Here is a 24,796-nt window from a genome sequence, read left to right on the forward strand (position 1 = left end):
GGCGCAGCTCAAAATGTCATTGATTTGTTTCTTGTAGCGAAAAGAGAACAGCGCAGCTTCGGGGCGAGATGCCCGTCCGCTGCGCTGTCCGATGTTCGCTTATGTGGTCATGTCAGCGGTCTTGCTGCTTGGCCGTATGTCAGCCGATCACTTCTTGCAGCGCCAGAGGAAGGTCACGATCTGCGCTCTGGTGCAATCCGCGTCGGGACTGAATGTGGTGTTGGTGGTTCCCTTGGTGATGTCCTCCTTGACCGCCCACAGTACCGCGTCGGCATAGTAGACGGTGGACTTCACATCGGCAAAGGGATTGGCCGTACCCACTGCCGGAGACTTCTCAGAGCGCCACAGGAACGCGACGATCTGGGCGCGGGAGCAGGTGGCGTCGGGGCTGAACGTGGTGTTGCTGGTGCCCTTGGTGATGCCGTTTTCTACCGCCCACAGCACAGCGTCGTAATAGTAGCTGCCCACGGGAACGTCGGTAAACGGCATGGTGCGGGTTTCGGGTTTTGGACTGCCAGCGGCACGCCACAGGAAGGTCGCGGCCTGCGCACGGGTGCAGATGCCATCCGGGGAGAAATGGGTATCATCGGTTCCCTGCGTAATGCCGTTTTCCACTGCCCAATCCACGGCGTCCTCATAATAGCTGCCGGTGGCTACATCCACAAACACGCCGGTCTGGGGGTTGCCGTTGGCCTTCACAAAGATGACCTCGATGGTATGGGTTCTGCGGACATTCTCAAAGGTGTAGGACTTCACCGCGCCGATGCTCTTGCCGTCGATCTTGACATTGGCAACAGCATAGCCCTTATCCGGAGTGATGGTGAAGGTCTGATCCCGGCCCTCGCGGACGCTGACATTCCCGCTCGGCGAGATAGCCCCGCCCGTCCCTGCTGTCGCCTTGATGGTGTAATAGCTGTAATTGCTGCCGGAAGATTGCCGCTTTGGAATCACCGTCTCGGCTTGGGTAATTTCTTTCGTGGCGGCGTTGTCGGAAAAATACTTGCCGCAGGCTTCGCAGTGCCAGTATTCGATGTTGCCCTCTTCTCTGGTGGTAGCGTCCTTGGCCACCACATGTTTCAGCTTGTCGCCATGATGATTGGGATTGGTATCGCCGTATTTCGCACCACAATCGGCACACTTGGCCTTTGCCTTGCAGGTTGCTTTGCCGCCGGAGCAGTTTTGTGTTTCCACGGCGTTGCAGGTGCAGTGGCGGCTGTGGGTGCCGTCGCCATTCGATGTCCACGCACTCCAATCGTGGGTATGTTCGTCGCCGGTCTGGGTCTTGAACGCCGGCAGGGTCTTACGCGCTGCGGCCAGATACTGACACTGGCTGTTCCATGGGTGTTCGCTGTCGCCGCGGTTATTGATGAGTAGCGCCAGCACCGTGCCGTCGCCAAGCTGTGCGGCAGTCTTGGGGCCGGTGGCTTCATCCACTGTGCCGCCATCGTTCCAGACGGCCTTTGTGGCTGTGGAATCCAGATAATAGCAGTTTCCTACGGTGCCTTTGGTTATGCCGACAACACCGCCGATATAGCTTGTTCCTGTCCCTGTCGTCGACGTCAGCGTGCCTACGCTGTAGCAGTTGGATACAGTGGTGTCGGAATAGTAGATTTTGCCCATGATACCGCCTACCATGGCGATATAGCTATCGCTGTTGCCGGTATACTCGACCGTTACTGCGCCCACATTGTAGCAGTCAGATACGGTATTGTGCGCAGAGAGGTCTTTGCCCGCAATACCACCGGCGGTGCCCTCTCTCAGTTTGTCGCCGGTAACATTGATCTCGCCAGTGTTGTAACAGTTTATGACGGTCGCATTTCCATACAGGATGCCTACAATACCGGCAGCCACACTGCCGAAGTTGTTGCTGCCTCTCGCCTCGACAACGCCGGTATTGACGCAGCCCGCAATGGTGGTGTCTGCGGCACTCCCTACGATACCACCAGCGTACAGGAAGCTGCCGCTGTCGACGCCGTATTCACTTACAACATGGCAGTCATTCCGGCAATTCTCAATGGTTGAGTTCGCGCTGGCATCGCCCGCGATACCGCTGACAAAGTCGCAGCCCTGTACATAGCCATCTACCGTCAGATTCCGGACGGCAGCGCCCTTCAGACCACCAAACAGGCCGACGGCGACATCGGGCAAATTGACAACATACAGACCCTTAATGGCATAATGCTTTCCGTCAAAGGTGCCGGTATAGGGGGTATTATTGCCGTCGTCCGTATACTTGCCGATGGGTGTCCATTCCTCAGCGGTCTTGCCGCTGGGGCCGGGGGTGTAGCTGCCGTCCTCGGCAAAGGTACCATCGTTGAGAACGATGTCGTTCATCAGCACAGCCCACGCGCCACGGTTCTGCGTCTGGCCACCCGTACCATTGACAATATCCCGGAACAGCTTCAACTGGTCGGCGGTGCCAATTTGATAGGGGTCTGTCTCCGTGCCGCTGCCGGTCATCGGGGTGTTAAATGTGCCGCCTTTGATGATACCGCTGCCGGAGACTGTGTTGTTAAAGACGCCGCCGGTGATGGTTCCGTTGTTGGTCACCTCACCGTTGAATGTGCCGCTTTCGATGGTGCTGCCGGGGGTAACGGTCACTTTGCCATTGAACACAGTCCCGCCGGAGCCTGTAATGGTACAGGGACCGTCTTCTGTATCTCCCAGCACGACGTCGCCGTCAACCGAGCCGCTGTTGGCATAAAGAATCCCATAGCCAGATTGCTGAGAGCCGGTGATGTATAGTCCGCTTCCGTTTGCCGCAGTACAGCCAACGATGCGCGCACTGTCCGCCAAGGTGATCTCCTTCACACAATCGGCGCTTACGCCGCCGCCATAGGCTTCGCCGTGGTTGGCGGAATTTGTTGCCGTGCAATTTTGAATCACGGCGCTGCCCGACAGGGTGAACTTCGTATTGTTTGCGAGATAGACGCCCCCGCCCTCGCCCCTGCCCCTGGAAGAATTGGAGATTGCCTGACAGTTTTCGATTTTTGCCTTCTCAGACATCACAAAGCTACGGCTGCTGTTGACAAATACGCCTCCGCCGTTGGCAGAATCGGAGATTGCCTGACAGCCTTTGATTGTTGCCTCGCCAGACATTTCAAAGCTACCGTCGACATATACGCCTCCGCCGCAAACAAAATTGTCCGCGCTTTCGACGGCGGAGCTGCGAATGACCGCCGGACCTGACATTTTGAACGTGCCGTAAGCACAAACACCGCCGCCGATGTCGGAGGCGACACATCCGGCGATGCTGCCGCCGGACATAGAGAACTGAATCTGTTCGCCGTTTTGCCTCGGATAAATACATACACCGCCGCCGAACTCTGCGGAGCAGCCGATAATATTGCCGCCGGTCATGGTCAACTGCCCGCTGGGTGCGATATACACACCGCCGCCACAATTTACTGTGCTGCTGATGAGATGAAACGGATAGCCTTTACCGCCGGTGATGACGCCGCCGGTGACGGTTTCCTTGCCGTTTGCCTCGTCCAGCACCCACAGTTTGCCATTCGGCATGAATTTGTGCTCGGCGGCGGTGTTGCTGTCGGTCAGCGTCAGATTGCCGCTGCTCTCCACCTTGATAACACTGCCGCTGCCGGTCATTTGCAGCACCTTGCCGTTCAAGTCCAGCGTCACAGTGCGGTTGACCGTCAGCGTGGTGTCAATGTTAATGTCCGCCGCCAGCTTGACGGTGTCGAAATTAACATCAGCAATAGCTGCAGTCAGTTCTTCCGCGGTGCTGACTTCTGTTGCCGTCTCGCTCCCGCCAATTAACGCCGTCAAGGCTGTCTTCGGCTGGGGGTCGGACACTTCCCCCTCCGGCTGCACTGCCGCATCGTCTGCGGGCTTGATGTATTTTGCGCAATTCTCCGCCGAAGCACCCTCTGCGCCGCAGATGGGACAATCTGCGTTCATTGCTTCTGCCGTGCAGGCTGTTTCACAGCTGCAAACAGGCGGTTCTTCCTCGCTGCCCTCAGCAAAGGCCGCTGTTGGCAGCAGTGTCAGCACCATACAGCACATGAGCAGGACGCTGAGCAGTCGTTTTTTCATAGTCATTCCTCACTTTCTTCTCGCGCACCTCCCGTCCCCCGTGGGAAGCGCGTTTGGGAGCAAGAGGGGATTGCATCGGGATATATCCCGATGCAAGGGAGTACTCCCTTGCAATACATATTGGCTTCTATTTTTGTGCTGGCAGCGTGATCCCCGCGAGGGAAAACTCAAAGCGCATCGCCAGCGCACGGAACAGCGCCTGCATCACCTGTTCGGAGATCGTGCGGATATCCAGCCCTTCCACGAACCGGATCGCCTGTTCCGTTTCCTCCTTCGGGACGTTGTACGCCCGCAGACTCATGGTGAGAAACAGCCGCAGCTTCTTTTCCAGCGTCAGCTCCTCGTCGCAGGGGTGGGTCATGTAGCCGCGCATGATGCTGGCTGAGCCGATCTCCATGTCATAAAAATCGCGGGCAGTCAACTCCGGCTGATACGGACCGAAGATCTGATACAGCTCCTTCGCCGTTTCCCGGAAGATAAATTCAGACGCTTCCTTCTGCGTGTAGGCTTCAATGTAGATCTCCCGCAGGTTTTCGTTCAGCTCCGTCAGCGTCATCTGGATCGCCGTTTCGACCGCGTAGACATAGATCGGCGGCAGCTTCGCACCCGCCGCGCTTCGCGCCATGGCGAACTGGTTTTCAAACATGAACTCCACCAGCTCCGTCAATACGCCGTCCTTGGCGCGAAAAATGTTCTGGAACTGGCTGAAAGACACACCGGCCTTTTCGTTGATTTCCGCCAGCGTGGTCTGCTTGTAGCCCTTTTCCAAAAACAGCTTCACGCAAACGGTCAGAATCCGCTTTTTCGTGGGCAAACTTGCGCTTGTGATGGCTATGAGGATCACTTCCTTTCTCTTGTGGTGTATACACCATTAGTATAGCACAGAAAAGGGCTGGATGCAATAACAAAAAGAAAACGACTTGCATCTTTTCTTTTAATGCCTGCAAAATCATGGTTTTCTCATCCATATCGTTTGTCATAAGTTTCCCATGATTCCATTTTACGATACGGTTTCGGAGGAAAGCGCCGCCTGTGAAAACGGCCGGATTTCCGGGGGTGGGCGATTCGGCAAGCAGGGTGAGTGTATAGACACTCACGATTTTTTCGCCCGCAGGGGGCGGCAAAAATGCTTGTTGGGGAGCCTCCCCAAACCCGGCATTTCGGGACACTTTGTCCCGAAGTCAGCGGCGCAAGCGCCTTATATCTGCGTCACCGTTGCTTATCGCTCCTGTTCCTTATTTTTCTGCCCGTCCGTCAGGCCCAGCAGATGGTCAATGTTTGTCTTGACCGCCACGGCCTCCCGCATTTCCCGCTGCGCTTTCCGGTACTCGGCGTACAGTTTCTTTTTCCGTGCTGCCAGAGCGCGGCGCTTTTCTTTCAGCGCGTCCATTTTCGGCAGCTTTGCCCCGCCCAGCAGTTCGTTCATGGCAGCCTTCGCCGCCCGGTAATCGGCCAGCTCCGCCTCATGCTCGGCCAGATACTTCCTGCTGTACCGGGCCGCCTTGTACCCATCGAATACGGGGCGAGTTTTGGCGTACCGCACCACCGCGCCCATCCGTTCGGAGGTGTGCGCCAGCTCCGTCTCGGTGGCCCGCAATTTATCAGAGAGCCGGTGAAAGCGGTCCACCGCTCCATCCGTTTTTGCACTCAGCGCGGCATAGTCCGTAAGCTGCCGCTCCCGGAGGAATTGCAGCGCGGCGGCCATCTGCTTGATGTTGTAGACCTTGGCCCATCGCTCATAGGCCGGGCCTTTTCCCTCCCGAAGCCGCTGCTCAATGTCCACGATCAGGCCCACGCGCCGGGACGCTGGGGCGGCATCCTCCGCAGCCGGGATCGAACGCTCCCCGGCGATGACCGCCCGGATGTCCTCGGGATCGTAACCGTCCCCGAGGGTGGATGCCCGGAGCCGGATCGGTTTCTCCTGTCCCGGCACAAGAAAGGAGATCGCGCCGCCCCGTCCCCGCCTGACCGCATAGCCTGCCTCCTCCATGAGCCGCAGGAAGTCGGCAAAATCGGCGGGGCGCTTTGCAAGGGCTTCTCCAATGGCAGCCTTGAGCCGCACCTTGGCAGAGGGCGGGCGCTCCGGCCCCAGCCATTGACCATAATGCAGAAAGCGGCCCTTGCTGTGGAGCTTGGGATCGGTGATGACGGAGAGATCGTTTTCCAGACATACACGGTCGGAGAGCCGACGCAGGGCGCTGGCCGAGCGCCAGAAATCCTTGTATTTCCGGGTGCAGTCCAGCGTGGTGGAGTTGTAATAAATGTGATTATGAATGTGCGCCCTGTCGGTGTGGGTGACAACGAAAAAGGCGTGTTTCCCCTTCGTCCAGCGCATGGCCGTCTCATAGCCCACGCGGTTTGCCTCCTCCGCCGTAATCTCTCCCGGCTTGAAGGACTGCCGGATCTGATAACACAGCACGTCGGCGTCCCGGCGCTGCTCCCGGCCCGTGATGGCTTTGTATCTGGCCTTGGCAAGCAGGAACTCCGCATCAGCGGTCTGCGGGTCGCACTCATAGGCGGAGATCAGTTCCCCGTTTCCGGTTTTCTCCGGGCTTTGTCCATAGTCGAAACGGTCTTTCAGAGACTGCGCTATGGTTTCGCCTCTGCTGATATGATGGGCTTTGAGAAATGTGGTCGCCGTAAGATCACCTCCTCCACGGCAAAAGGAAAGGCGGCTGCCGAAGCAGCCGCCGCAGCTTTGGGACACTTTGGGGCTGTTGACAAAGTGCCTGATCATTTATTACAAGTGGAAAAATGGCAGTAAAAAAGACGCCCATCGGCGTCATCCCATACATCTTATCATCCTTTTTAAGTTCAAAGCGGTCGCCGAGAGGAGGCAGTGGTCCTCCGCTGCCTCTAACCCCCGTCGCAAGACGCGTGTTAAGTTATGTCCCCACTTCTGAGCGGCAAACGTGCCCTCGCACCAGATCTGCCGCTTGCGCAGCGCAGCCAGATAGTCCGGCTCGTTTTGCCGGGCGAGATGCCGTCGGACTGTGGGACGGAAGTAGGTGTCCAGCAACTTTCGCGCACCGCGTTTATCATTTTCGCTCAAACATTTCTCCCGGGAAGGACAGCTTTGGCAGTCTCCGCGGTCCGCCCAATACTCCCAGTACACACCACTGGCGCTGCGGTACAGCCCCTTCACTCGAAGCTCTTTCCCATTGGGGCAATGGTAAACATCTTTCTCCGCATCATAAGAAAAGGCATCCCGCTTGAATTCCGCCTTGGTGCTGTCAGCAGAAGGCTGCGGCCGGACACAAAAAGAGATTCCCTGCTCCTCCAGTACACGATGGGCCAGAGGAAAATCGTAAGCGGCGTCCGCTGTGGCTGCTTGAATGGGGAAGACATTCCGATGGATCTGCTCCAGGTGGTCCAGGTATGGCACGGAATCATGCACATCTCCCGGTGTCACTGTCACGCCCAGGATCACACCGTGGTCCGTGTCCAAGGTCTGGTGGCTCAGGTAGTGCTAGCCCTCCGGTTGCCCCGGCCGTTTCATGTGGCCTGCCTCCGGATCAGTCCGGCTCACTCGCTTTTGGCTGCGGCGGCTGTCCCGCTTGACCTGCTTTGTCCGCTTCTTCCGGCGGTGTCCAGTCCTTTTCTCCAGTGCCTGCAGTCCTTCTTCCTCGTAGCTGTCCAGCCGTTCCCAGTATGCGCCCGGTTCCGACCGCATTTCCACCAGATGCTCCGACGCCCGGGAGGCATTGGCCTTTACATGGGTAGAGTCGGTGGCTGCCAGCCGCCCGCTGACCAGACCTTTCTCAATGCACTGACGCACCACTTCCTCAAACAGCCGACGGAAAACCTTGCGGAAAGAAGGCTTGCGCCGGCGCAGTTGAGAGATGGTGCTGTGGTCCGGTACCCGGTCAAACAGATCCAGACCCAGATACCACCGCAGAGCCACATCCGTCTGGATACGCTGTTCGATCTGCCGTTCCGATGGGATCCCGTACAGGTATCCTACCAGCAGATATTTTACCAGCACAACAGGGTCAATTGCCGGGCGGCCATACCTGCGGTTGTACAGATGGGCTGTTTCTTCACGGACGAAGGACAAGTCCAGCGTGTCTTCCAATTTTCGCAGGAAATGTCCTTCTGTTACCAAATCTTCTATCGTTACCATTTGCAGTTTCAGTTGCATTCCCATCCCCCTCTCCGCTCTTTTTCTCATTATATCATATTTCCAGTGATAAGTGGGCTTTGTCAACAGCCCCAATCTGTCTCGAGGTTTACTTCTCCAGATCCGCTTTCTTTTCAGGCTTGCCCAGCTCGGGCGGCTGCTTGGCCTTCCAGTCATCCAGCAGAGAGATGATCTGCTCTTTCATCTTGGCGGGAGTGACCTCCTTGCCAAAATACTTTTCCAATTCCGCAGTAGAAATGATCACGCCGCGATCCTCCTTTTTCTTTTCAGATAAGATTCCGTCGATAATGTCGCCGTTGAGCTTGCCCGCCTGGTCCAGTTTCCGCAGCCTTTTCGCCTGTGCGTGGGAGGGCGAGGACTGCTCGCCGTCAATGGAGACGGCGATAAGCCGCTGGTTTTTCGGCTTGATGTAGGAGATCTCCACAGCGGGCATGAAGCCCAGCTTTTTATCATCCACCTTGTTCAGCAGCTCCGGGACAAGGGAGTTGAGCCGGATATAACGCATGACCTTTTTATAGTTCATGCCGTTATTTTCTCCCACGATCTCAACGGAGCGTTTGCCGATGTCGCCGGGGGCTACATTGTCCAGCCGCCCGCCCTGGTGCTTGATGGCCTCCACTTCCAGATCCAGCAGCTTTGCCAGTTCGCTGGGCAGGGGATCGCCGCGCTGCTTGTTGCTGTTTTTCATCTCGCGGACGGCCTCAATGTCGGTCATGTCCCGCACGATACAGGGCAGCTCGTCCAGACCGGCCAGCTCACTGCCGCGATGGCGGCGGTGGCCCGCCACGATCTCATAGCCGCTGCCGTCCTTTTCCGGGCGGACGGTGGCGGGGGTCATAACGCCATGCTCCTTGATGGTACTGACCAAATCGGTCATGGCCGCGTTGTCCTCCACCTTGAACGGGTGGTCCCGGAAGGTATAGAGCTTCAGATAGATGACCTTGCCCTCCTCCACAGGGCGTGGCGGGGGCGTCGGCGCTGCCGGAGCCTGCTCCTGCGCGGGAGCAGCGGCGGAAATGCTTCCGCCCTTATCTGCGGTAGCTTTTTCGCTGCCGCTTCGGGACACTTTGTCTCGAGGTTTGGGCGGCGTGGCCTTGTCAGGGGCCGCCTTGTCAGCCTTGGGTGGGCGGCCCCTGCGGGGCGTCGCCGCCTTCGTGTCCTTGTCCTCGGACACAGCCTTTTCCTTCGGGAGACGGCCCCGGCGGGGCTTGGGCTGCTCGGGTTCTGGCTTGGTTTTTTCCTCTTTGCCGCCTTCAGCCGATGGTTCAGGCGGCGATTCCTGTTCCACCTTTTCACGGGCGGCATCGCGGCGCTCCTTCAATAACTCGTCGATCTTTTCAAAAGAAATCACCACGTCGCCGGGGTCCGGCTGGGCAGGGCCGTCATGCACCGGCTGGGAAATATCGCCCGACAAGTCCGGGGCAGGGGCACCGGGGACGTCAGGCGTACTGGCCTCCGGTGCCGCCTGCGGCTCTGACTCCAGAGGGCGCTTTTCTTCTGCCATTTGCTAACCTCCTTAAATTTCATCGTTTTGCACAAAGTTTTCTCCGAAAATTTTGCTATTATTTTTTGAAAATTTTCGCCTCCTTTTCGGGCCATCCACGCAAAAAAGCCGCCCGTTTTCCTCAACGGACGGCTTTCTGCGTAATGTGATAGCTCTGTTTTATTTTCTTCCGGTATTGCAGGCCCCGGAAAGCCTTGATATTACAGCGTTCCTAATAAGAACTAATCATATGGAAGTTGACAGTCAAACCGCAAAAGAGTGGAAGCGTGAAAACAACAGGGCCTGTTATTTACAGAAAACCATGAATGCATTGGGTATCGAGGTGATCTCCTACAATGTTTCTCCTAACGCTGAGGATCGGGAAGTAACTGGAGATGCCTTGCTGGAGAACCCTGATTGCCATGTGGAGGACGATGTCCTTCGCAGCATTCTCACGGAGAATATGCTCGATGCAATGTGCCATTTGTCGGAGATTGAGCAGAAAGTAATCACCCATCTGTATTTATCAGATGATCCTATGACCGAACACGAGTTTGAAAAGGCTTTCTGTGTCAAGAGGTGCACGGTCCACTATTACAAAGTAAGTGCGTTAGAGAAGCTCAGAGAAATGCTGAGTGAAAATGTTTAAGGCAGTTACTAACAATTCACGGAAAAATTCAGCAACTGGTTAGTAGAGGGACTATTTTCATTATAGAACAGGAGAACACAATAAAGAAAACAGGTTCTATCTGTCTACATACGCACCGAAAAACACGCATAAATTGAAGCAGGAAACGCTCTGGAACGGAGGGCAGCCATGGACGTATTTTTGATCTTCCCCAAGTCACAGCAGGCACAAAAGGAGCTGGGGCAACAGCTTGCAAAATTTCAGGCGGATCAGGCGATGAAAAACATCCAAAAGCTGCCCTGCGGCACCGAGCAGAAGCTGGAACTGGTGGACGCATCAGTGAAGCATCTGAAAGCGCAGCAGTGATACATATGCAAGCAAGCAGGCAGACTGGCATTGAAAGCCGGTCTGCCTGCTTTTCGGATATTCCTTGCGAATCGTTATTGATTTTCTTCTTTCAGAAGCCTCTTGAACAGCGTGGGATAATTGCTTGCGCCGTGGGCAATGTGGTACACATAAACCGTTTCAGCGATCAGCCGGTACACGCAGATATACTTTCCGGCGATCACATATCGGTATCCGCCGTTTCGCAGTTCTTTATCCTGCGGGATATGGCCGGACAGCGGAAACAGCTCCAGCCGGGAAAGCGTGTCTAAAATCAGATTGGTAATGTTTCTCGCTGAGTTTGCTCCTACAAGGTTCAAGTGAAGCTGTGCGATTTCTTCAAGCTCCCGCTGAGCGCAAGGTTAGTCACGCTGATAGATTACTTCCAACCGTTTTCTGGATTCCTCCAATGTGTAGTCAGGTGCGCCGGAAAGCCGAGCGACCTCTGCTGCTTCCAGCTTTGCCCGCAGCTTCAAGGTTTCCTCACGCTGTTCGGCTTTTTCATGCGCCAGATCAGAGATCATGCTGTAGTCATTACACAGTGCAGTCGAAGATTTGATAATCATGGGTCTGTATCTCCTGAATGATTCTGTAATAATTCTATCGGAATTATCCGCAACTTTCAAGGCTATGTTTGAAATACTTCTCCCATGTGGATTTGAATATCTGCTTGCGGTTTTGTTCCCACTGATTGAGACTGCCAAGGCTGACGTCCAGCTTGTCCGCATATTCTTTCTGCGTCAACCCCAGTTTCATTCGAATTGCCTTAATCTGTTTGCCCTGACCATTTCACAGAAATAGATTGTAGTCATCCAGAAGGCTTTCGACCGGAACCTCAAAGAGCTGAGCAATTCGTTCCATATGCTCCAGCGGGTAGAGGTCTTTGCCGTATTCTTCGTAGTGGACATAAGTGCTCCGGTCTATACCAGCGTAGTCGGCTACGTCTCTCTGCCGCAGGCCTTTCTGGTATCGAAGCCAGCGAAGCTTGTCCGCCATTTCGGTGATTTCGGAGAAGTCCGGGAACTGCAAATTGAACTTTTCTACGTCCTGAAACTTGTGCGGCAGCAACACCGGAAACTGAAGAATTTGCAGCGGGGCTACTTTTACTGCTCCCGATACATTGGAAATCAGAATATAGCAGCTGGCTCCCACTCTCGCCAGCAGGCGCCATTTTGCCTCAAAAGGCACCCGTTCCGCCACCTCAACCGCCGATTGTTCCGCTACGATAGTATAGCATTTACCATCCATCCGCACAAATAGCAAGCGAAGCAGATCTTCAGTGTTCAATTTTATATCGACCATATTTTCTACCAGCAAAGTTGCGCCAAAAATTCACTTTTCTTACCGCAAAACTGAATTGTTTAACTGAAAGGCTAAAACAGCCTTAAAATAAACAATTAGGAGTTTAACAAATGGACTATTTCGCTCAAATTGAACTCGGGCTGCGCATCAAAATGTTGCGTACGGAAAAAGGGTTAACCCAGGAAAAGCTAGCCGAAGCTTTAGGAATCAGTCTCGAACATATTGGAAAAATTGAACGTGGGAAGCGTACACCATCTCTTGATCTGGTTATTGCCATGTCCAAGTTCTTCCATACAAGCACAGATTATATTCTTCTTGCCAATTGTAGAACAACTGAACTCGGGTAATCCGTACTCCCTGTACCTGTTACTTCCTTCGCAATAATATACAATTATTATGTAAGGATCATTAATCCTTACATGTTCTTTGACAAGTCAATATCAGTCAATCAAGTCCAACCCGTGTTGGGGAGCTACATCAGCGACCGATCGCCACGATTGCCAACTGGCAAGAGCGTGACTTCGCTGCAAGTATCGGAGCGAGCGATATTCAGCAACGATCCTTCACGTTTTTTAAAGATACTTCCGTACGAGGCTTCACGCGAAAGTGAAGGGGTGAAATTCCCATGAGGTCGGTTATCGCAGCCGACCGCTTGATTGACTCCCTATAGGCTTAATGCCTGCGATCCTGAGGGGGCGTCAGAGACAAATTCTCGGGAAACATAATCTTTAGCAATAGAAATTCACCGTGGGCGGGATCTTCTCCGCCCACGTTACATAATAGGAGTGGAAATCTATGATTAACAAAAATTGGAGTTTTCGCAGAGGTGACATTTACCTTGCTGACCTCGGCGAGCATCATGGTCACATTCAAGGAGGCGCTCGCCCTGTTGTTGTCGTTCAGAACGACTACGGCAACAGATTTGCACCGACCCTGATCGTCGTTCCTCTTACGACTGAAATCAAAAAAACAGACATGCCAACACACTACGTCTTGCGGCATCAACGCGGTCTGGACAAGCCATGCATGGCCTTGGCCGAACAGATCCAGACAATACGTAAATCGCAAATCATCCGCTATTTGGGTCATGTGCGACCAATCCATATGTCGTGCATCGACCTAGGCATTCGCGAGAGCATAGGCCTGCCGCCACAGCACATCATCCGCATCATACCACCTAACGAGCAAAAGGAGTAATTTTTATGCAAAATATCGATAGTATCCCTATCAGCACCGACAAGCGTTGCTATACGGTCGCTGAGTTGCAGAAAATGCTGGGCATTAGCCGTGGAAGCGTCTATCAGCTGCTGAAAACCGGTCAGTTCCACTGGTTTAAAATCGGCACCGCAATCCGAATTTCCAAGCAAAGCTTTGACGAATGGCTTAATGGCCAATCCTGCTGATGTCAAGGATGTCGCTCAACTGTTCGACATCCTAACAATGTCGCTATACATCAACTAAAATATAGCCAGGTCAAATGACCTGGCTACTATTTTCGAAGGAGAATCCCCATGACAAAAAAGAAAAAGACTACAATGTCCGTCCCGGAGATGCAGCGCCTGCTCGGCTTAGGTAAAACCGATGCGTATTGGCTTGTTAAAAAGCAATGCTTCGAGACCGCTATTATCAACGGCAAGATTCGAATCATAATAGACAGTTTCGAGCATTGGTATGCCCGACAAGTCAAGCACAAAAAGGTCCATGGGCCGCCGCCCGGCAAAGTACTCCATGCAGAATCCTATTCCCCGCAAGAGCTTGCCGAAGAGCTAGGCATAGGCTTCAGTACCATATACGATATTATTCAACGTTACAACATTAAAACTTTTAAAGTTGATAGCTGGCTTCGCATTTCCAAGCGCGATTTTTTAGATTGGTATAAAACGCAAACCAGATACCGTACCCGAGCCGACCGAGCACGAGATGCTGCTCTTGAAGCAGAAACGCTGACGATGCCCGAAATAGCACAGATTTTAGGCATCCCTCGCAAGGCTGTTTACCACATCCTCCTTTATGGCCCGGATCGAGACAAATTCGACTTCGTTTTTATCGCCGGCCGTCGGCGCGTGACCAAAGAGAGTTTCGAGCGCTGGCATGCCGATCAGAGCAGGTTTTGCACCGAAATCGACAAAACAAAGTCGGTTTTTTCGATGCAGGAAGCATCTGTCCTCCTGCACATTACATATAATGATGTCCGCCAAATGATTCAAAGCGGCGAACTCGCCGCGGAGAAATGCGGTGCAAAATATTTGATTTCGCGAGATGAAATCCAGTGGATTTTACTTCAACAGAAAAATAAACATGAAATTTGAGGTGAAAATAATGGCATCAATTGTTCATAGAAACAATCGTTTTCTCGTCGTGCATTACGAGTATGATGAAGTATCCGGAAAGCGCAAGCAAAAATGGGAAACGTATCGAACCCTGGCTGATGCAAAGCGCCGCAAGGCAGAGATCGAGCGTCGTCAGGAGCTTGGCGTTATGAACGTTCCCACCTGCAAAACGGTGGCCGATCTGCTTAAAGAGTATGTCTCCCTTTACGGGACAACTACATGGTCGCTATCGGTCTATTCCTCAAACACGCGTTTGATACGGAATTACATCAATCCAGTCATCGGTAAGATGGATTTGTGTGAAATATCGCCGCGCATTCTCGAAAAATACTATCAGAAACTCCTACAAACACCCGCCATTTCCCGCATCACGCAAAAACGTGGAACAAAGGATACCGGTTTCATCCAGCCGGCGACAGTCCGCAAAGTCCACAGTTTGCTGCGGAGCGCCTTCAATCAAGCTGTCAAGTGGGAGCTTATGGAGAAAAATCCAGCTATCCATGCCACTGTTCCTAAGGCTGTACCCCAAAAACGCGAGGTATGGGATGCTGAGACGATTTTTCTCGCACTCGATGTTTGCGATGATGCCCGCCTTAAACTGGCTATCAACCTTTCTTTCGCGTGCAGCATGCGCATCGGCGAAATTCTCGGCCTGACCTGGGACTGCGTCGATTTTTCGCCGAAAAGCATCGCAGACGGAACAGCGTCTATCATGATCACCAAAGAGCTCCAGCGTGTCGACAAGACGGCCATGAAGTCCCTCGAGCAAAAGGACGTCCTCTTCATCTTCCCTCAGAGCTCAAAGCGCAACACGAGCATGCTCGTTCTGAAAAAGCCCAAGACCGAATCCAGCGTCCGCAAGGTTTTCATTCCGGCGACCGTTGCCCATCAGCTTGAATCATGGAAGCGCGAGCAGGAACGCACCAAGGAAGCTCTCGGGGGTGAGTACACCGACTACAACCTAGTCCTCGCCAACGGCTTGGGTCATCCGATGGAGCGGACACGCATCGCTGCACTTTTGAACGCGTTGATTGAAAAAAACGATCTGCCGAAGGTGGTTTTTCACTCCTTGCGCCACTCCAGCATCACTTACAAACTGCAGTTGACCGGCGGAGATATCAAGTCGGTCCAGGGAGACTCCGGTCACGCGCAAGCCCAGATGGTAACCGACCAGTACGCCCACATCATGGACAAAAACCGAAAAAACAACGCCGCGCTGTTCGAAGAAGCTTTTTACCGCGGCAAAGATCCGACTTCGCAAGAAGCATCCCCTACTGTTAACCCCACTCTCCCTTCCGGCATCGATCCGTCTCTTTTGAAAAAAATCTCCGATAATCCCGACCTGCTCAAAATTCTGAGTGCGATAGCCGGCAGTCTTTGATAACCTCCCCATCTAAGAGAGCACCCGTGATCAAGTGCTCTCTTTTCATTTGCTAATCGTTGTGGTATATTTAATATAGTATCGGGACAGTATTGCTGTGAAAAATCAACTCTGTTTTCATGTAAAAACGTCTAATATTGGCGCGCGAAAAAAATACGCATCTTCCCCCGTATTAGAAAACGTCTAATAAACGTCTAATTTGCCTGTATCTTCCATGAACCGTGGTGAACATACAGCGACTCTACATCACGGGACTTCACGCATCGACCCACTTCCACGAACTCGGGTGAACACGGGCGAAACCGGCGGGGGGCTTCTCCTAAGCATGGGGCCGGAGGTTCAAATCCTCTCTGGGACGCCAGCCAGCAACGCCGAAAATCTTTATTCTCGGCGTTGCATATATAAAAAGGTACGAAAAAGCTCTTTCACTGTATGAGATAAATTTGAATATTGGTATGTACATAGAGCGTCTATTTTTCCCGCATCGGGGATGGATAGGCGCTCTTTTTTATGCCTAAAACCATGGGCAATTACAAGAGATTGGAGGCTGAGCGCTGATAAACGGATTGATTTTCCTCAAGGTTTAGAGTACAATAAAATTGTCGAAATTGCTCAAAACAGTTCAAGGAATACTACCTATTACGAATTACGATACCACACAGGAGACTTCTTTCATGCTTAAACAAGGCCTTTACGAGCAAGTGGTGAATACCGAAATCAAAGATGAGCTGCGTCAGCTGCCGGAAGACAGCAAACACATCGAAAAAATTGACGCAGCCGAGTCCTCCTCTGTCTTAACGCAGTACCTGTCCGAGGTCGTTCATAAAGGTCTTGACCGCATTGCCGGTGACGATATTTCTGCGCAGTTAAATCTGGTCAACAAAATTGTTGATCTGATTTCACAGGAGACAGCGCAGGACGACCTGCGCGATTTTACCGTGGACGATGAAGGCGAACAGCTATTCGCATTGCTGTCCCGCGATGATCCTATGATGCGCATCGGCCGGAAAAAAGCAAAGGATCTCCCCCGCCCTGAAACATCGATTGCTCAAAGCAGCTTATTTACCGGAGCGGTTCACGAGCCGCAGATGTTTTCCGAGCTGAAGAAAGAAATCGTCTCCGCCGACCGCATTGATATGCTGGTTTCGTTTGTCAAATGGAGCGGTCTTCGTTTAATCATCGATGATCTTCAGCATTTTGCGGAACGCGGCGGCAGGCTCCGCGTTATTACGACAACATATATGGGCGCAACGGACGTGAAGGCGGTGGAGGCGCTTCGCAAGCTCCCCAACACGGAAATTCGTGTGTCCTACGATACCGAGCGTACCCGGCTTCATGCAAAGGCGTATATGTTCTATCGTGAAACCGGCTTTACCACGGCGTACGTTGGTTCTTCCAACCTCTCCAATCCGGCTATGTCCAGCGGACTGGAATGGAATGTTAAGCTGACAACCAAGGATATGCTGCCGACCATTCAGAAGATGGAGGCAACCTTCGATAGTTATTGGAACACCGCCAGCTTTGAAGTCTATGAGGACGGGTGCAAAGAAAGGCTGGAGCGTGCACTGTCGACAAACGGCAAGGCCAATCCAACGAGCGAAATGCAGTTCGTTTTCGATATTCAGCCCTACCCCTATCAGCAGGAGATTTTGGATCGCCTGCAGGCAGAGCGCGAGGTTCGCGGCTATTACCGCAATCTTGTCGTTGCTGCAACCGGTACCGGCAAAACCTTAATCTCTGCCTTTGATTACCGACGGTTCTGCAAAGCCTTCTCCGGTTCGAAGCCTCGTCTGCTGTTTGTCGTTCATCGAGAGGAAATTCTGAAACAGAGCCGAAGTGCTTTCCGTGCTGTGTTGAAAGATCCCAATTTTGGAGAGCTTTTTGTGGGCAGCTTCAAGCCGAGCAGTCTGGAGCATCTATTTATTTCGGTGCAGACAGTAGCCTCCCAGAAGCTGTATGACGTTCTCCCGGAGGACTATTACGATTTCATCATTGTGGACGAGTTCCATCACGCAGCAGCGCCCACCTATCAAGGACTGCTGAACCACTTTAAGCCGAAAATATTATTGGGTCTGACTGCAACGCCGGAACGCATGGATGGAAAAAACGTTCTGGATTACTTCAACGGCCGCATTGCATCGGAAATCCGACTGCCGGAGGCGATCGAGCGCAAGCTGCTCTGCCCGTTCCAATACTTCGGCGTTTCCGATGATGTTGACCTGTCCAATATTCGCTGGACGCGCGGCGGTTATGATAAAGCTGAGCTTAACAAAGTATTTTCTCTGAACCGTGCTGTCGCCGAAAAGCGCGCCGGCCATATTGTCAATTCTCTCTATCGGTACGTAACCGACATCAATACGGTTCGCGGTCTTGGATTCTGCGTCTCTGTCGAGCATGCTGAATTCATGGAGGAATATTTCTCATCGAAGGGCATCCCCTGCATGTCCCTTACAGCTAATTCCAGCGATAAGGAACGAAATGAAGCCAGACAGCGTCTGGTCTCCGGAGAAATCCGCTTTATCTTTGTTGTAGATTTGTATAACGAGGGCGTTGATATTCCGGAAGTCGACACCATTCTCTTCCTGCGCCCTACCGAGTCGCTCACGATTTTCCTACAGCAGCTTGGCCGCGGTCTGCGCCTCTCGGAAGGAAAAGAATGCCTGACCGTTTTGGACTTTATCGGTCAGGCAAATAAAAAATACAATTTTGAAGAAAAGTTTGCTGCACTGCTCTCTCACAGCAATCACAGCATGCAGTACGAGGTGAAAAAGGGCTTTGTATCACTGCCGAAGGGCTGCTATATCCAGCTGGAAAAGAAGGCTTCCGAAGTCATTCTGGCGAATATCCGCCGCTCCTTCGGCGACCGTGCCGGTCTGATTGCACGTATCGAAACCTTCACACAGGACAGCGGCCTTCCCCTTTCCTTGAAGAATTTCATCGGCTATTATCACCTCGACCCGCGTTCTATCTACGGCAAGTTCTCCTTCTCCCGTCTCTGCGCAGATGCAGGCGTCTGCGACGATTTTGCCGAGCCTGCCGAAAGCATTCTGACAAAGGCGTTCAGCAAGCTGGTTGCCGTGGATTCCCGGCGCTGGATTAAGTTTCTGACGGATATTCTTCCGCACTTCTCCTGTGAACTTGCGGCTTCGCTTTCCGATTTTGAAAAACGCATGCTGCAAATGTTTTACATCACCGTATTTCAAGAAGCGGCAGACTGGCGTTCCCATACTGCGCAAGCCAACATGCAGCTGCTCGCGGACAGCCCGATAATGATGCACGAACTGTATGGGCTTCTGGCACTCAATCTGGAGCGCATTGACTTCATCGATCAGCCTGTCCCGCTTGGCTTTGATTGTCCGCTGGATCTGCATTGCACCTATACCAGAGATCAAATTCTGATTGCAATGGACTACATGACGCCGAAAAATGTGCGGGAAGGTGTCAAATGGCTGCCGGACAAGCAGGTCGATGTATTCTTTATCACGCTCAACAAGGCGGACAAGGACTACTCACCGACTACCATGTACAACGACTATTCGATCAACGAAAGCCTGTTCCATTGGCAAAGTCAGAGCACGACCTCCGATATGGCAGGCACCGGTCAGCGTTATATCAACCACCGGCAGCGCGGCAGCAGGGTCGTTCTCTTCGTGCGGGAGTTCAAGCAGGACAGCATTGGCGCTGCACCGTATACCTGTCTCGGAACAGCAGCCTATGTGAAGCATACCGGCAGCAGGCCGATGAATATTACATGGCATCTGGACCAGCCTATCCCGGCGAAGTATCTTCGCAAGACGAACAAGCTGGTAGTCGGATAAAGAAAGGCATTTTATGAAAACAATTCGAGTCGTCGCCGCAGTTATTCGCGATGGCGAAAAGATCTTTGCCACCATGCGCGGCTATGGTGACTTTAAGGGTCTGTGGGAGTTTCCCGGCGGAAAAATCGAGCCCGGCGAAACGCCGCAGGAGGCCCTAAAAAGAGAAATCCGAGAGGAATTGGCCTCCGAGATTTCGGTTGGTGAGTTGATTGATACCGTCGAATTTGATTATCCGACCTTTCACCTTTCAATGGATTGCTTCTGGTGTCAGCTGATTCGCGGTGATCTTGAGCTGTTAGAGGCCGCTGAGGCGCGATGGCTGACCAAGGAAACTCTGAAAAGCGTAGAATGGCTTCCGGCTGATTTAGGCCTGATTGAAAGGATTGAGAAAGCGCTCGCTATAAGCAATTCCTCGACGAGCGGCATTCCCTCTGCTTCATTCTAATGCAGCGCCTTTGTGGGACAGACCTTCGTACACTCGCAGCAGAGGATGCACTCCGTTCCGTTTTTCCGTCTGCGGGACCCCTTGTTGACCTCTACGTTCATGGGGCAGACACGCAGGCATTTCCCGCAGTGGATGCATTTGCTTTCATCGCAGTGGACGCGCAGCAGCGAAAAATAGCTCGCGGGCGCGAGAAACACTGTAATCGGGCACAGATATTTGCAGAATGCGCGGTTATCCTTGAACGCAAAGGCGAGTGCAATTCCCGCGATATAGTAAAGCGCATTTCCCGCAAGGAACATCCGGAACATAATCTGCTCCAGATCGGCGGCCTTCATCAAAAACAGCCCGGACACCAGCGCCAGAGATAATGCGAACATCACATATCGCAGAACGCCCAGCTTTTCCCTGCGCGGCTTCTGCGGCTGCCTGTAAGGTAAAAAGTCGAGCACCATCGCCGTCCAGCAGGCATAGCCGCACCAGCCGCGCCCGAACAGCAGCGGCCCGAAGATTTTTGCCACCGCATAGTGGATGGTCGCCGCTTCAAAAGCACCGAGGAACAGATAGTACCAGAAGCCCTCGATCTGCATATTCTCGCGGGAGATCACGCCGAGATACAGCAGCATGTAGCATCCCACCGCCAGCTGCACAAAATGCCGGGTGTATCGTTTCCCGGCGGCGAACAGCGCCGTCCCCAATGCAAGACAACAGCCTATGTAACTGAAATTCAGCAGATAAAACAGGTTGTCCCTGACAAGCCACAGCACGACCGCTACTGCTTCAAACAGCAGGAGCAGCAGGATGGACGGCACATATTTGCGAAACCTGCCCCTGTTCTTCATCGTGACGCCCCTTCCTTTCTTTCCTGTTTCATGTACTTTCTATTTTAACGATGATGCGTAAAATTCGCAACCGTAATTCTGAAAAAATAACAGTCATACGGTCTGTTTTGTGGGAAACGCTCTATGCTATGGATCTCCCCGAAATTTCTGCTATAATAAAAACCAGTATCGTGTATTGCAAAGCAGATTCTCCCCTATCCCCCGACAGCAAGAAAGAAGAATGACCATGAAGCAGTCAACCGTATCCATGCGTATCCGTATCGAAAACCTGTGCATCGGTATCATCTTTCTGTTTTCTCTGATGCTTTTCGCCCTGAACTTCTTCCATCGGTCCTCTGCGGAGGCGGTGGTTCTGGTATCGACCGAAATGGGCTGGATGGTGCAGCGAGCGGTATCCGTTCTTCTGTTCTGTCTTGTCAATCAGCTGAAAAAGAGAAAACGCGCGGCATATGGTATTACGCTGCTGCTTCTCCTGCTGAGCCTGCTGCGCGGTGTACGGCAGCTGACCCCGGCATCTGTTCTGATTTCTGTGATCGATTTGCTCCTGCTGGCCGCCTTTCTTTGCTTCCGCAGGGATTTCTGCTGCCCGGCCGCACCAAAAGACCGAAAACGCAGTCTGTATGTCCTTCTGCTGAGCGTGCTCGGCGTACTGGCCAATGCGGCGAAGAGGCGCGGTTTGCTCTGGCGGATTACGAAATCAGCGGCAAAAAGGGCGCTAAAATGCGCATGAACATCAACCATGCGACCAAAGCAGGCGTTACGGTATCCGAGTACAGGCCGCTGGAAAAACGTGATCCCGAGATCGAGCAGGCGTTTGACCGCGTGACAGACGAATGGCTCGGACAGAAGAAAAGCTCGCTGCTTTCGTTCACAATGGGTACGGCCGGTCTGGAAAACCCGATGGACAAGCGGTATTTTTACGCACGCGACAAGGATAATCAAATCGTCGCTTTTATCGTTTTTGTGCCGTTTCTCGGCAAAGACGGCTACATGGCCGATGTCACCCGCCACGGCAATGGCGCGCCGGGCGGCGTCATGGAAACCATCATCTACGAAGCCTTTCAGGTATTCAAAAACGAGGGGATTCATTACGGCAGCCTTGGCGTTGCTCCGCTCGCCGGACTGGATGACGAAAAGGCAGAGCCGGTTGAAAAGCTCCTTCACTTCGTATACGATCATCTGAATGAATGCTACGGCTTCAAAGATCTATACCGCGCAAAGGAAAAATACAGCCCGACCGAGTGGATCCCGGCTTACTATATCTATCTGCCGAAATTCCCCACCCCGGATATGTTCTATGCGGTTGTGAAAATCCAGAACAATAACGTGATCCGCGAAGCTGTTCAGTCGTTCCTGCACAGGAAAGGCGGCCGAGACAAAAACCAGAGCTGAAAAAGATCGGCGAATGCCGTGAATATGTGCCAGCCGGAGCAGACTTATCCTCTGCTCCGGCTGTTTTCATGTCTTTTTCCGACCCATCCGAGCCGTCTTTCCTACCAGTTCATCTCGCCGTCACCGCCCATGCGGCGCGTCATTTCCTCGATGCGCTCGATAGGAAACGGCGGCGCACTCAGCGGACGCATGGCGATGCTCATCAGCTTCATCGGATTATCGTCGGCCGCAATGCGGTTGGACGAAAGCCCGCCGCAGCGGCGGCAGCGGTGAATGATCGCCCATTCTCCGCCCCTGCGCACCCAGACCGCTGCCGGCTCCATAATGCCGCCGCAGTCGGATGCACGGTCGCCCGGCTCAATGTCAACATGCAGACTGGACAGACAGTTCGGGCAGTGGTTGCGGTGATCGGTTCCGGCAGACTGCGGCGTGACGAGCCGTCCGCAGACACGGCAGGTAAAGCTGTCGCTGCAGGCGTGTGTCCTGTAATATCCCTTTTCAAAGGTTTTTCGTTTATTTTCTCGGTTCATTGTGATCTCCTCCGGTAGAATGCAGGTTTCTGCGGGAGGACAGGCGTTTGTGGATTTTCCGGCCCTCCCGGTCAGTCCACAAGCTCCAATACAGCCGATCTGATCAGTTTAAATTTCAACAAGCATATCCTTTCCAAATGATTCAAGGCAATACCGCCGCAGGTTTCATTGTGCGGTGCTGCCTTAAGCGTTCTTCTCCAGCGCATCTATATCACCGTGGCGGATCGCGTCAATGCTCCGCTTGATTTTCTCTCTATCCCAGTCCCACCAGCGCAGCGCCTCCAAACGCGCGATGGTTTCCTCGTCGAAGCGTTTTCGGATGGGTTTCGCAGGCAGGCCGCCGACGATCGTATACGGCGGCACATCCTTCGTCACGAGCGCACGGCTGCCGATGATCGCGCCGTCTCCGATAGTGACACCGGCGAGAATGATAGCTTCATAGCCGATCCAGACATCGTTTCCGACCACGATGTCACCCCTGCTGTCCCATGTTTCAGCGATGGACGCCGTATCCGTCGGCAGATCCCATTCCTCGAAAAACAGCGGGAACGTGTAGGTCGAAAGACTGTCCATTGCATGATTAGCGGCATTGAAAATGAATTTCGCGCCGCACGCGATCGAGCAGAATCTGCCGATCCTCAGTCTGTCATGATTGCACTCCGGATAGTGATACAGCACGTTATTCCGTTCGAAATCGCGCGGATCGTTCACGAAATCATCGTAAACCGTATAATCCCCGACCTCGATGAACGGATTTTTCACCACATTCTTCAGATAGACCGTGCTGCGTCTCTGACTGCTCGGATAGATCTTCCATGCCGGTATCATCTCATCATCTCCCCCTGTACCATGCGAGCACTGCGTGCAGATTTTCCACCCGCACCCGCTCGCCGCCGTTTGTCATCATGTCCAGCATGTCGTCCTCTTCGGCGGTGCGGCCGGACTTTGACGCGAGCGCCTTCCCCGCCGTTTTGACCATGACCTCCATCATCAGCCGATACATGCCGTGCAGCTTTTTTACGTCGAAATTCCCCTGTAACTGGAACAGCGGCACGCTCTCCGGCAGCTTATTGCGCTCGCGCAGGATTTTTCCCTGTGCGCCCGGCTGCGCCATGCCCACCGCGCAGACCGCGCGGACGATGTACCGCTTCGCCGCTGCGGCGTACCCCTTGACCGTACCGGCCATCACCCAGCCGAGATAGATGACCTCGCTGTCTGCTGGAACTTTTCCCCTTGCTTCATCGAGCGAATACGCCGCGAGACCGGTCTCCTTTGCAAGCATTTCCGCATACTGCGCCGCACTCCCGGTATTCGTCGCATAAACGATTGCTTCCACTCGGCTCTCCCCTTTCATTTCCGTCTGCGCTTCTCTGCTTCGAGCTGCTCGATAAACGTTCGAATGTGCGTATCGAGCGCCTCGATGACCGATTTCCTGTCCTCGCTCTCATCATACACGCTGTACAGCAGAAACATCGGTCCATAAAACCGCAGCGCGAGCTGCATTGCCTGTGCGTCCGAGTCCGCCATCTTCCGAAAGATCGCCGCCATATACTCCACCGGGCCTCCGGCGAGGTAATCGCGGTACAGCCGCCCCATTTCCGGGTCGCGGTACTGCTCGAGCGTCAGCATCCTGCGGAAGCGCGCCGGGAACTCCTCCTCGGTCCAGTGGCGAAACTGCGCGAGGCTGTATGCGTAGATCTGTTCAGCCGGAATATGCTGATAGGCTTCAGCGAAGCCGTCCGGTTCGGTCTCGGGCATCTCGTATTCCTGCGCCCGCTCCAGATCCATGCGCTCCATCTGCGCGATGATGCAGTCCAGTATCTCCTGCTTGCCCGAAAAATGCTTGTACAGCGCAGCCTTGGTAAGGCCGACCTGCTGTGCGATGTCGTTCATCGAGGTCGCGAGATAGCCGCTCTGCGAAAACAGCGCGAGCGCAGTCTCAATGATACGCTTTTTTGTCTCCCCTGCCATGTCATCCCTCCAGAGTAACCATTCGGTAACTTTATTGTAGTGACCGATTGGTAACTTGTCAAGAGAATATTGAAAATTTCCGGTGTTTTTCCGAAGCCC

26 protein-coding genes and 1 pseudogene are annotated in these 24,796 nt (G+C 53.4%); 11 read left to right on the plus strand and 16 right to left on the minus strand.

The window, feature by feature from the left end; genetic code table 11:
• Positions 1-147: 147 nt before the first annotated feature.
• The 7 genes from H8S02_RS09975 to H8S02_RS10000 form a co-directional block, all read right to left on the minus strand.
• Positions 148-4,053 (minus strand): S-layer homology domain-containing protein, encoded by a 3,906-nt coding sequence (locus H8S02_RS09975; protein ID WP_186970384.1) that lies wholly within the window; start codon positions 4,051-4,053, stop codon positions 148-150.
• Between the two features lie 127 nt (positions 4,054-4,180).
• Positions 4,181-4,795: a TetR/AcrR family transcriptional regulator gene (locus H8S02_RS09980; protein ID WP_253096183.1), complete on the minus strand. Its 615-nt coding sequence runs from the start codon at positions 4,793-4,795 to the stop codon at positions 4,181-4,183.
• Positions 4,692-5,150 (minus strand): hypothetical protein, encoded by a 459-nt coding sequence (locus tag H8S02_RS12780; protein WP_330601945.1) that lies wholly within the window; start codon positions 5,148-5,150, stop codon positions 4,692-4,694. The genes H8S02_RS09980 and H8S02_RS12780 overlap by 104 nt, the downstream gene beginning before the upstream one ends.
• 122 nt (positions 5,151-5,272) lie before the next feature.
• Complete coding sequence (locus tag H8S02_RS09985) at positions 5,273-6,634, minus strand: relaxase/mobilization nuclease domain-containing protein (RefSeq protein WP_243166498.1); 1,362 nt, start codon at positions 6,632-6,634, stop codon at positions 5,273-5,275.
• 201 nt (positions 6,635-6,835) lie between these two features.
• Positions 6,836-7,501 carry a transposase gene (locus H8S02_RS09990; RefSeq protein ID WP_186970386.1) on the minus strand — a complete coding sequence of 222 codons (666 nt, stop codon included), beginning with the start codon at positions 7,499-7,501 and terminating at the stop codon, positions 6,836-6,838.
• A gap of 21 nt (positions 7,502-7,522) precedes the next feature.
• The gene (locus tag H8S02_RS09995; RefSeq protein ID WP_186970387.1) at positions 7,523-8,194 is read right to left on the minus strand and encodes a transposase; all 672 of its coding nucleotides are present in this window, start codon (positions 8,192-8,194) and stop codon (positions 7,523-7,525) included.
• Between the two features lie 88 nt (positions 8,195-8,282).
• Positions 8,283-9,698: a ParB/RepB/Spo0J family partition protein gene (locus H8S02_RS10000; protein WP_186970388.1), complete on the minus strand. Its 1,416-nt coding sequence runs from the start codon at positions 9,696-9,698 to the stop codon at positions 8,283-8,285.
• Positions 9,699-9,927: 229 nt separating this feature from the next.
• Here H8S02_RS10000 and H8S02_RS10005 point away from each other — a divergent pair, with 229 nt between their 5' ends.
• Positions 9,928-10,326: a sigma-70 family RNA polymerase sigma factor gene (locus H8S02_RS10005; RefSeq protein WP_186970389.1), complete on the plus strand. Its 399-nt coding sequence runs from the start codon at positions 9,928-9,930 to the stop codon at positions 10,324-10,326.
• A 168-nt stretch (positions 10,327-10,494) separates the two neighbouring features.
• A complete protein-coding gene (locus H8S02_RS10010) occupies positions 10,495-10,671 on the plus strand; it encodes a hypothetical protein (RefSeq protein ID WP_186970390.1) in 177 nt (58 codons plus the stop codon).
• Positions 10,672-10,745: 74 nt separating this feature from the next.
• Here H8S02_RS10010 and H8S02_RS10015 read toward each other — a convergent pair.
• The 4 genes and pseudogenes from H8S02_RS10015 to H8S02_RS10030 all read right to left on the minus strand — a co-directional run.
• A pseudogene (locus H8S02_RS10015) lies at positions 10,746-11,033 on the minus strand (type II toxin-antitoxin system RelE/ParE family toxin); the annotation flags it as partial.
• An 18-nt stretch (positions 11,034-11,051) separates the two neighbouring features.
• On the minus strand, positions 11,052-11,255 hold the full coding sequence (locus H8S02_RS10020; RefSeq protein WP_186970391.1) for a type II toxin-antitoxin system Phd/YefM family antitoxin: 204 nt from the start codon (positions 11,253-11,255) through the stop codon (positions 11,052-11,054).
• Positions 11,256-11,298: 43 nt separating this feature from the next.
• Complete coding sequence (locus tag H8S02_RS12840) at positions 11,299-11,460, minus strand: helix-turn-helix domain-containing protein (protein ID WP_407926406.1); 162 nt, start codon at positions 11,458-11,460, stop codon at positions 11,299-11,301.
• A gap of 18 nt (positions 11,461-11,478) precedes the next feature.
• On the minus strand, positions 11,479-12,006 hold the full coding sequence (locus H8S02_RS10030; RefSeq protein ID WP_186970392.1) for a helix-turn-helix transcriptional regulator: 528 nt from the start codon (positions 12,004-12,006) through the stop codon (positions 11,479-11,481).
• 95 nt (positions 12,007-12,101) lie between these two features.
• On the opposite strand from H8S02_RS10030, the gene H8S02_RS10035 reads away from it, so the two are divergent.
• The 7 genes from H8S02_RS10035 (at position 12,102) to H8S02_RS10065 (ending at position 19,965) form a co-directional block, all read left to right on the plus strand.
• Complete coding sequence (locus tag H8S02_RS10035; protein WP_118722885.1) at positions 12,102-12,338, plus strand: helix-turn-helix domain-containing protein; 237 nt, start codon at positions 12,102-12,104, stop codon at positions 12,336-12,338.
• Positions 12,339-12,786: 448 nt separating this feature from the next.
• Complete coding sequence (locus H8S02_RS10040; RefSeq protein WP_207722108.1) at positions 12,787-13,188, plus strand: type II toxin-antitoxin system PemK/MazF family toxin; 402 nt, start codon at positions 12,787-12,789, stop codon at positions 13,186-13,188.
• A 5-nt stretch (positions 13,189-13,193) separates the two neighbouring features.
• Positions 13,194-13,394: a helix-turn-helix domain-containing protein gene (locus H8S02_RS10045; protein WP_118648727.1), complete on the plus strand. Its 201-nt coding sequence runs from the start codon at positions 13,194-13,196 to the stop codon at positions 13,392-13,394.
• A 108-nt stretch (positions 13,395-13,502) separates the two neighbouring features.
• Positions 13,503-14,300, plus strand: a complete 798-nt coding sequence (locus H8S02_RS10050; protein WP_186970393.1) for a helix-turn-helix domain-containing protein — start codon at positions 13,503-13,505, stop codon at positions 14,298-14,300.
• The gene (locus H8S02_RS10055) at positions 14,290-15,702 is read left to right on the plus strand and encodes a tyrosine-type recombinase/integrase (RefSeq protein ID WP_456236876.1); all 1,413 of its coding nucleotides are present in this window, start codon (positions 14,290-14,292) and stop codon (positions 15,700-15,702) included. Before H8S02_RS10050 ends, H8S02_RS10055 begins: the two co-directional genes overlap by 11 nt.
• Before the next feature lie 674 nt (positions 15,703-16,376).
• Positions 16,377-19,520 carry a DEAD/DEAH box helicase gene (locus H8S02_RS10060; RefSeq protein WP_186970394.1) on the plus strand — a complete coding sequence of 1,048 codons (3,144 nt, stop codon included), beginning with the start codon at positions 16,377-16,379 and terminating at the stop codon, positions 19,518-19,520.
• Positions 19,521-19,533: 13 nt separating this feature from the next.
• On the plus strand, positions 19,534-19,965 hold the full coding sequence (locus H8S02_RS10065; RefSeq protein ID WP_186970395.1) for a (deoxy)nucleoside triphosphate pyrophosphohydrolase: 432 nt from the start codon (positions 19,534-19,536) through the stop codon (positions 19,963-19,965).
• Here the strand turns inward: H8S02_RS10065 and H8S02_RS10070 are convergent.
• Entirely contained in the window at positions 19,962-20,804 is an 843-nt protein-coding gene (locus H8S02_RS10070) for a 4Fe-4S binding protein (RefSeq protein ID WP_186970396.1), read from the minus strand. The two genes, H8S02_RS10065 and H8S02_RS10070, sit on opposite strands and share 4 nt — an antisense overlap.
• A 226-nt stretch (positions 20,805-21,030) precedes the next feature.
• Between H8S02_RS10070 and H8S02_RS12610 the strand changes: the two genes are divergently transcribed.
• Positions 21,031-21,534 carry a hypothetical protein gene (locus H8S02_RS12610; RefSeq protein ID WP_243166493.1) on the plus strand — a complete coding sequence of 168 codons (504 nt, stop codon included), beginning with the start codon at positions 21,031-21,033 and terminating at the stop codon, positions 21,532-21,534.
• A complete protein-coding gene (locus tag H8S02_RS12615) occupies positions 21,501-22,196 on the plus strand; it encodes a DUF2156 domain-containing protein (protein WP_330601946.1) in 696 nt (231 codons plus the stop codon). Before H8S02_RS12610 ends, H8S02_RS12615 begins: the two co-directional genes overlap by 34 nt.
• A 101-nt stretch (positions 22,197-22,297) precedes the next feature.
• Here H8S02_RS12615 and H8S02_RS10080 read toward each other — a convergent pair whose 3' ends face one another.
• The 4 genes from H8S02_RS10080 to H8S02_RS10095 all read right to left on the minus strand — a co-directional run bounded on the left by H8S02_RS10080 (position 22,298) and on the right by H8S02_RS10095 (position 24,697).
• Positions 22,298-22,726 (minus strand): RNHCP domain-containing protein, encoded by a 429-nt coding sequence (locus H8S02_RS10080; RefSeq protein ID WP_186970397.1) that lies wholly within the window; start codon positions 22,724-22,726, stop codon positions 22,298-22,300.
• 183 nt (positions 22,727-22,909) lie between these two features.
• Entirely contained in the window at positions 22,910-23,554 is a 645-nt protein-coding gene (locus H8S02_RS10085; RefSeq protein ID WP_186970398.1) for a CatB-related O-acetyltransferase, read from the minus strand.
• A gap of 4 nt (positions 23,555-23,558) precedes the next feature.
• A complete protein-coding gene (locus tag H8S02_RS10090) occupies positions 23,559-24,062 on the minus strand; it encodes a hypothetical protein (RefSeq protein WP_186970399.1) in 504 nt (167 codons plus the stop codon).
• Positions 24,063-24,076: 14 nt separating this feature from the next.
• The gene (locus H8S02_RS10095) at positions 24,077-24,697 is read right to left on the minus strand and encodes a TetR/AcrR family transcriptional regulator (RefSeq protein WP_186970400.1); all 621 of its coding nucleotides are present in this window, start codon (positions 24,695-24,697) and stop codon (positions 24,077-24,079) included.
• Between the last annotated feature and the right edge of the window lie 99 nt (positions 24,698-24,796).

The sequence above is a fragment of the Agathobaculum hominis genome (assembly GCF_014288055.1).
In the GTDB taxonomy this organism is placed as follows: domain Bacteria; phylum Bacillota; class Clostridia; order Oscillospirales; family Butyricicoccaceae; genus Agathobaculum; species Agathobaculum hominis.

What these genes read in the sequence shown, in the direction of transcription:
- H8S02_RS09975 (WP_186970384.1), bottom strand. Translation starts at nt 4,053, where the DNA reads ATGAAAAAACGACTGCTCAGCGTCCTGCTCATGTGCTGTATGGTGCTG.
- H8S02_RS09995 (WP_186970387.1), bottom strand. Translation starts at nt 8,194, where the DNA reads ATGCAACTGAAACTGCAAATGGTAACGATAGAAGATTTGGTAACAGAA.
- H8S02_RS10000 (WP_186970388.1), bottom strand. Translation starts at nt 9,698, where the DNA reads ATGGCAGAAGAAAAGCGCCCTCTGGAGTCAGAGCCGCAGGCGGCACCG.
- H8S02_RS10005 (WP_186970389.1), top strand. Translation starts at nt 9,928, where the DNA reads ATGGAAGTTGACAGTCAAACCGCAAAAGAGTGGAAGCGTGAAAACAAC.
- H8S02_RS10010 (WP_186970390.1), top strand. Translation starts at nt 10,495, where the DNA reads ATGGACGTATTTTTGATCTTCCCCAAGTCACAGCAGGCACAAAAGGAG.
- H8S02_RS10020 (WP_186970391.1), bottom strand. Translation starts at nt 11,255, where the DNA reads ATGATTATCAAATCTTCGACTGCACTGTGTAATGACTACAGCATGATC.
- H8S02_RS10035 (WP_118722885.1), top strand. Translation starts at nt 12,102, where the DNA reads ATGGACTATTTCGCTCAAATTGAACTCGGGCTGCGCATCAAAATGTTG.
- H8S02_RS10040 (WP_207722108.1), top strand. Translation starts at nt 12,787, where the DNA reads ATGATTAACAAAAATTGGAGTTTTCGCAGAGGTGACATTTACCTTGCT.
- H8S02_RS10045 (WP_118648727.1), top strand. Translation starts at nt 13,194, where the DNA reads ATGCAAAATATCGATAGTATCCCTATCAGCACCGACAAGCGTTGCTAT.
- H8S02_RS10050 (WP_186970393.1), top strand. Translation starts at nt 13,503, where the DNA reads ATGACAAAAAAGAAAAAGACTACAATGTCCGTCCCGGAGATGCAGCGC.
- H8S02_RS10055 (WP_456236876.1), top strand. Translation starts at nt 14,290, where the DNA reads ATGAAATTTGAGGTGAAAATAATGGCATCAATTGTTCATAGAAACAAT.
- H8S02_RS10060 (WP_186970394.1), top strand. Translation starts at nt 16,377, where the DNA reads ATGCTTAAACAAGGCCTTTACGAGCAAGTGGTGAATACCGAAATCAAA.
- H8S02_RS10065 (WP_186970395.1), top strand. Translation starts at nt 19,534, where the DNA reads ATGAAAACAATTCGAGTCGTCGCCGCAGTTATTCGCGATGGCGAAAAG.
- H8S02_RS10070 (WP_186970396.1), bottom strand. Translation starts at nt 20,804, where the DNA reads ATGAAGAACAGGGGCAGGTTTCGCAAATATGTGCCGTCCATCCTGCTG.
- H8S02_RS12610 (WP_243166493.1), top strand. Translation starts at nt 21,031, where the DNA reads ATGAAGCAGTCAACCGTATCCATGCGTATCCGTATCGAAAACCTGTGC.
- H8S02_RS10080 (WP_186970397.1), bottom strand. Translation starts at nt 22,726, where the DNA reads ATGAACCGAGAAAATAAACGAAAAACCTTTGAAAAGGGATATTACAGG.
- H8S02_RS10085 (WP_186970398.1), bottom strand. Translation starts at nt 23,554, where the DNA reads ATGATACCGGCATGGAAGATCTATCCGAGCAGTCAGAGACGCAGCACG.
- H8S02_RS10095 (WP_186970400.1), bottom strand. Translation starts at nt 24,697, where the DNA reads ATGGCAGGGGAGACAAAAAAGCGTATCATTGAGACTGCGCTCGCGCTG.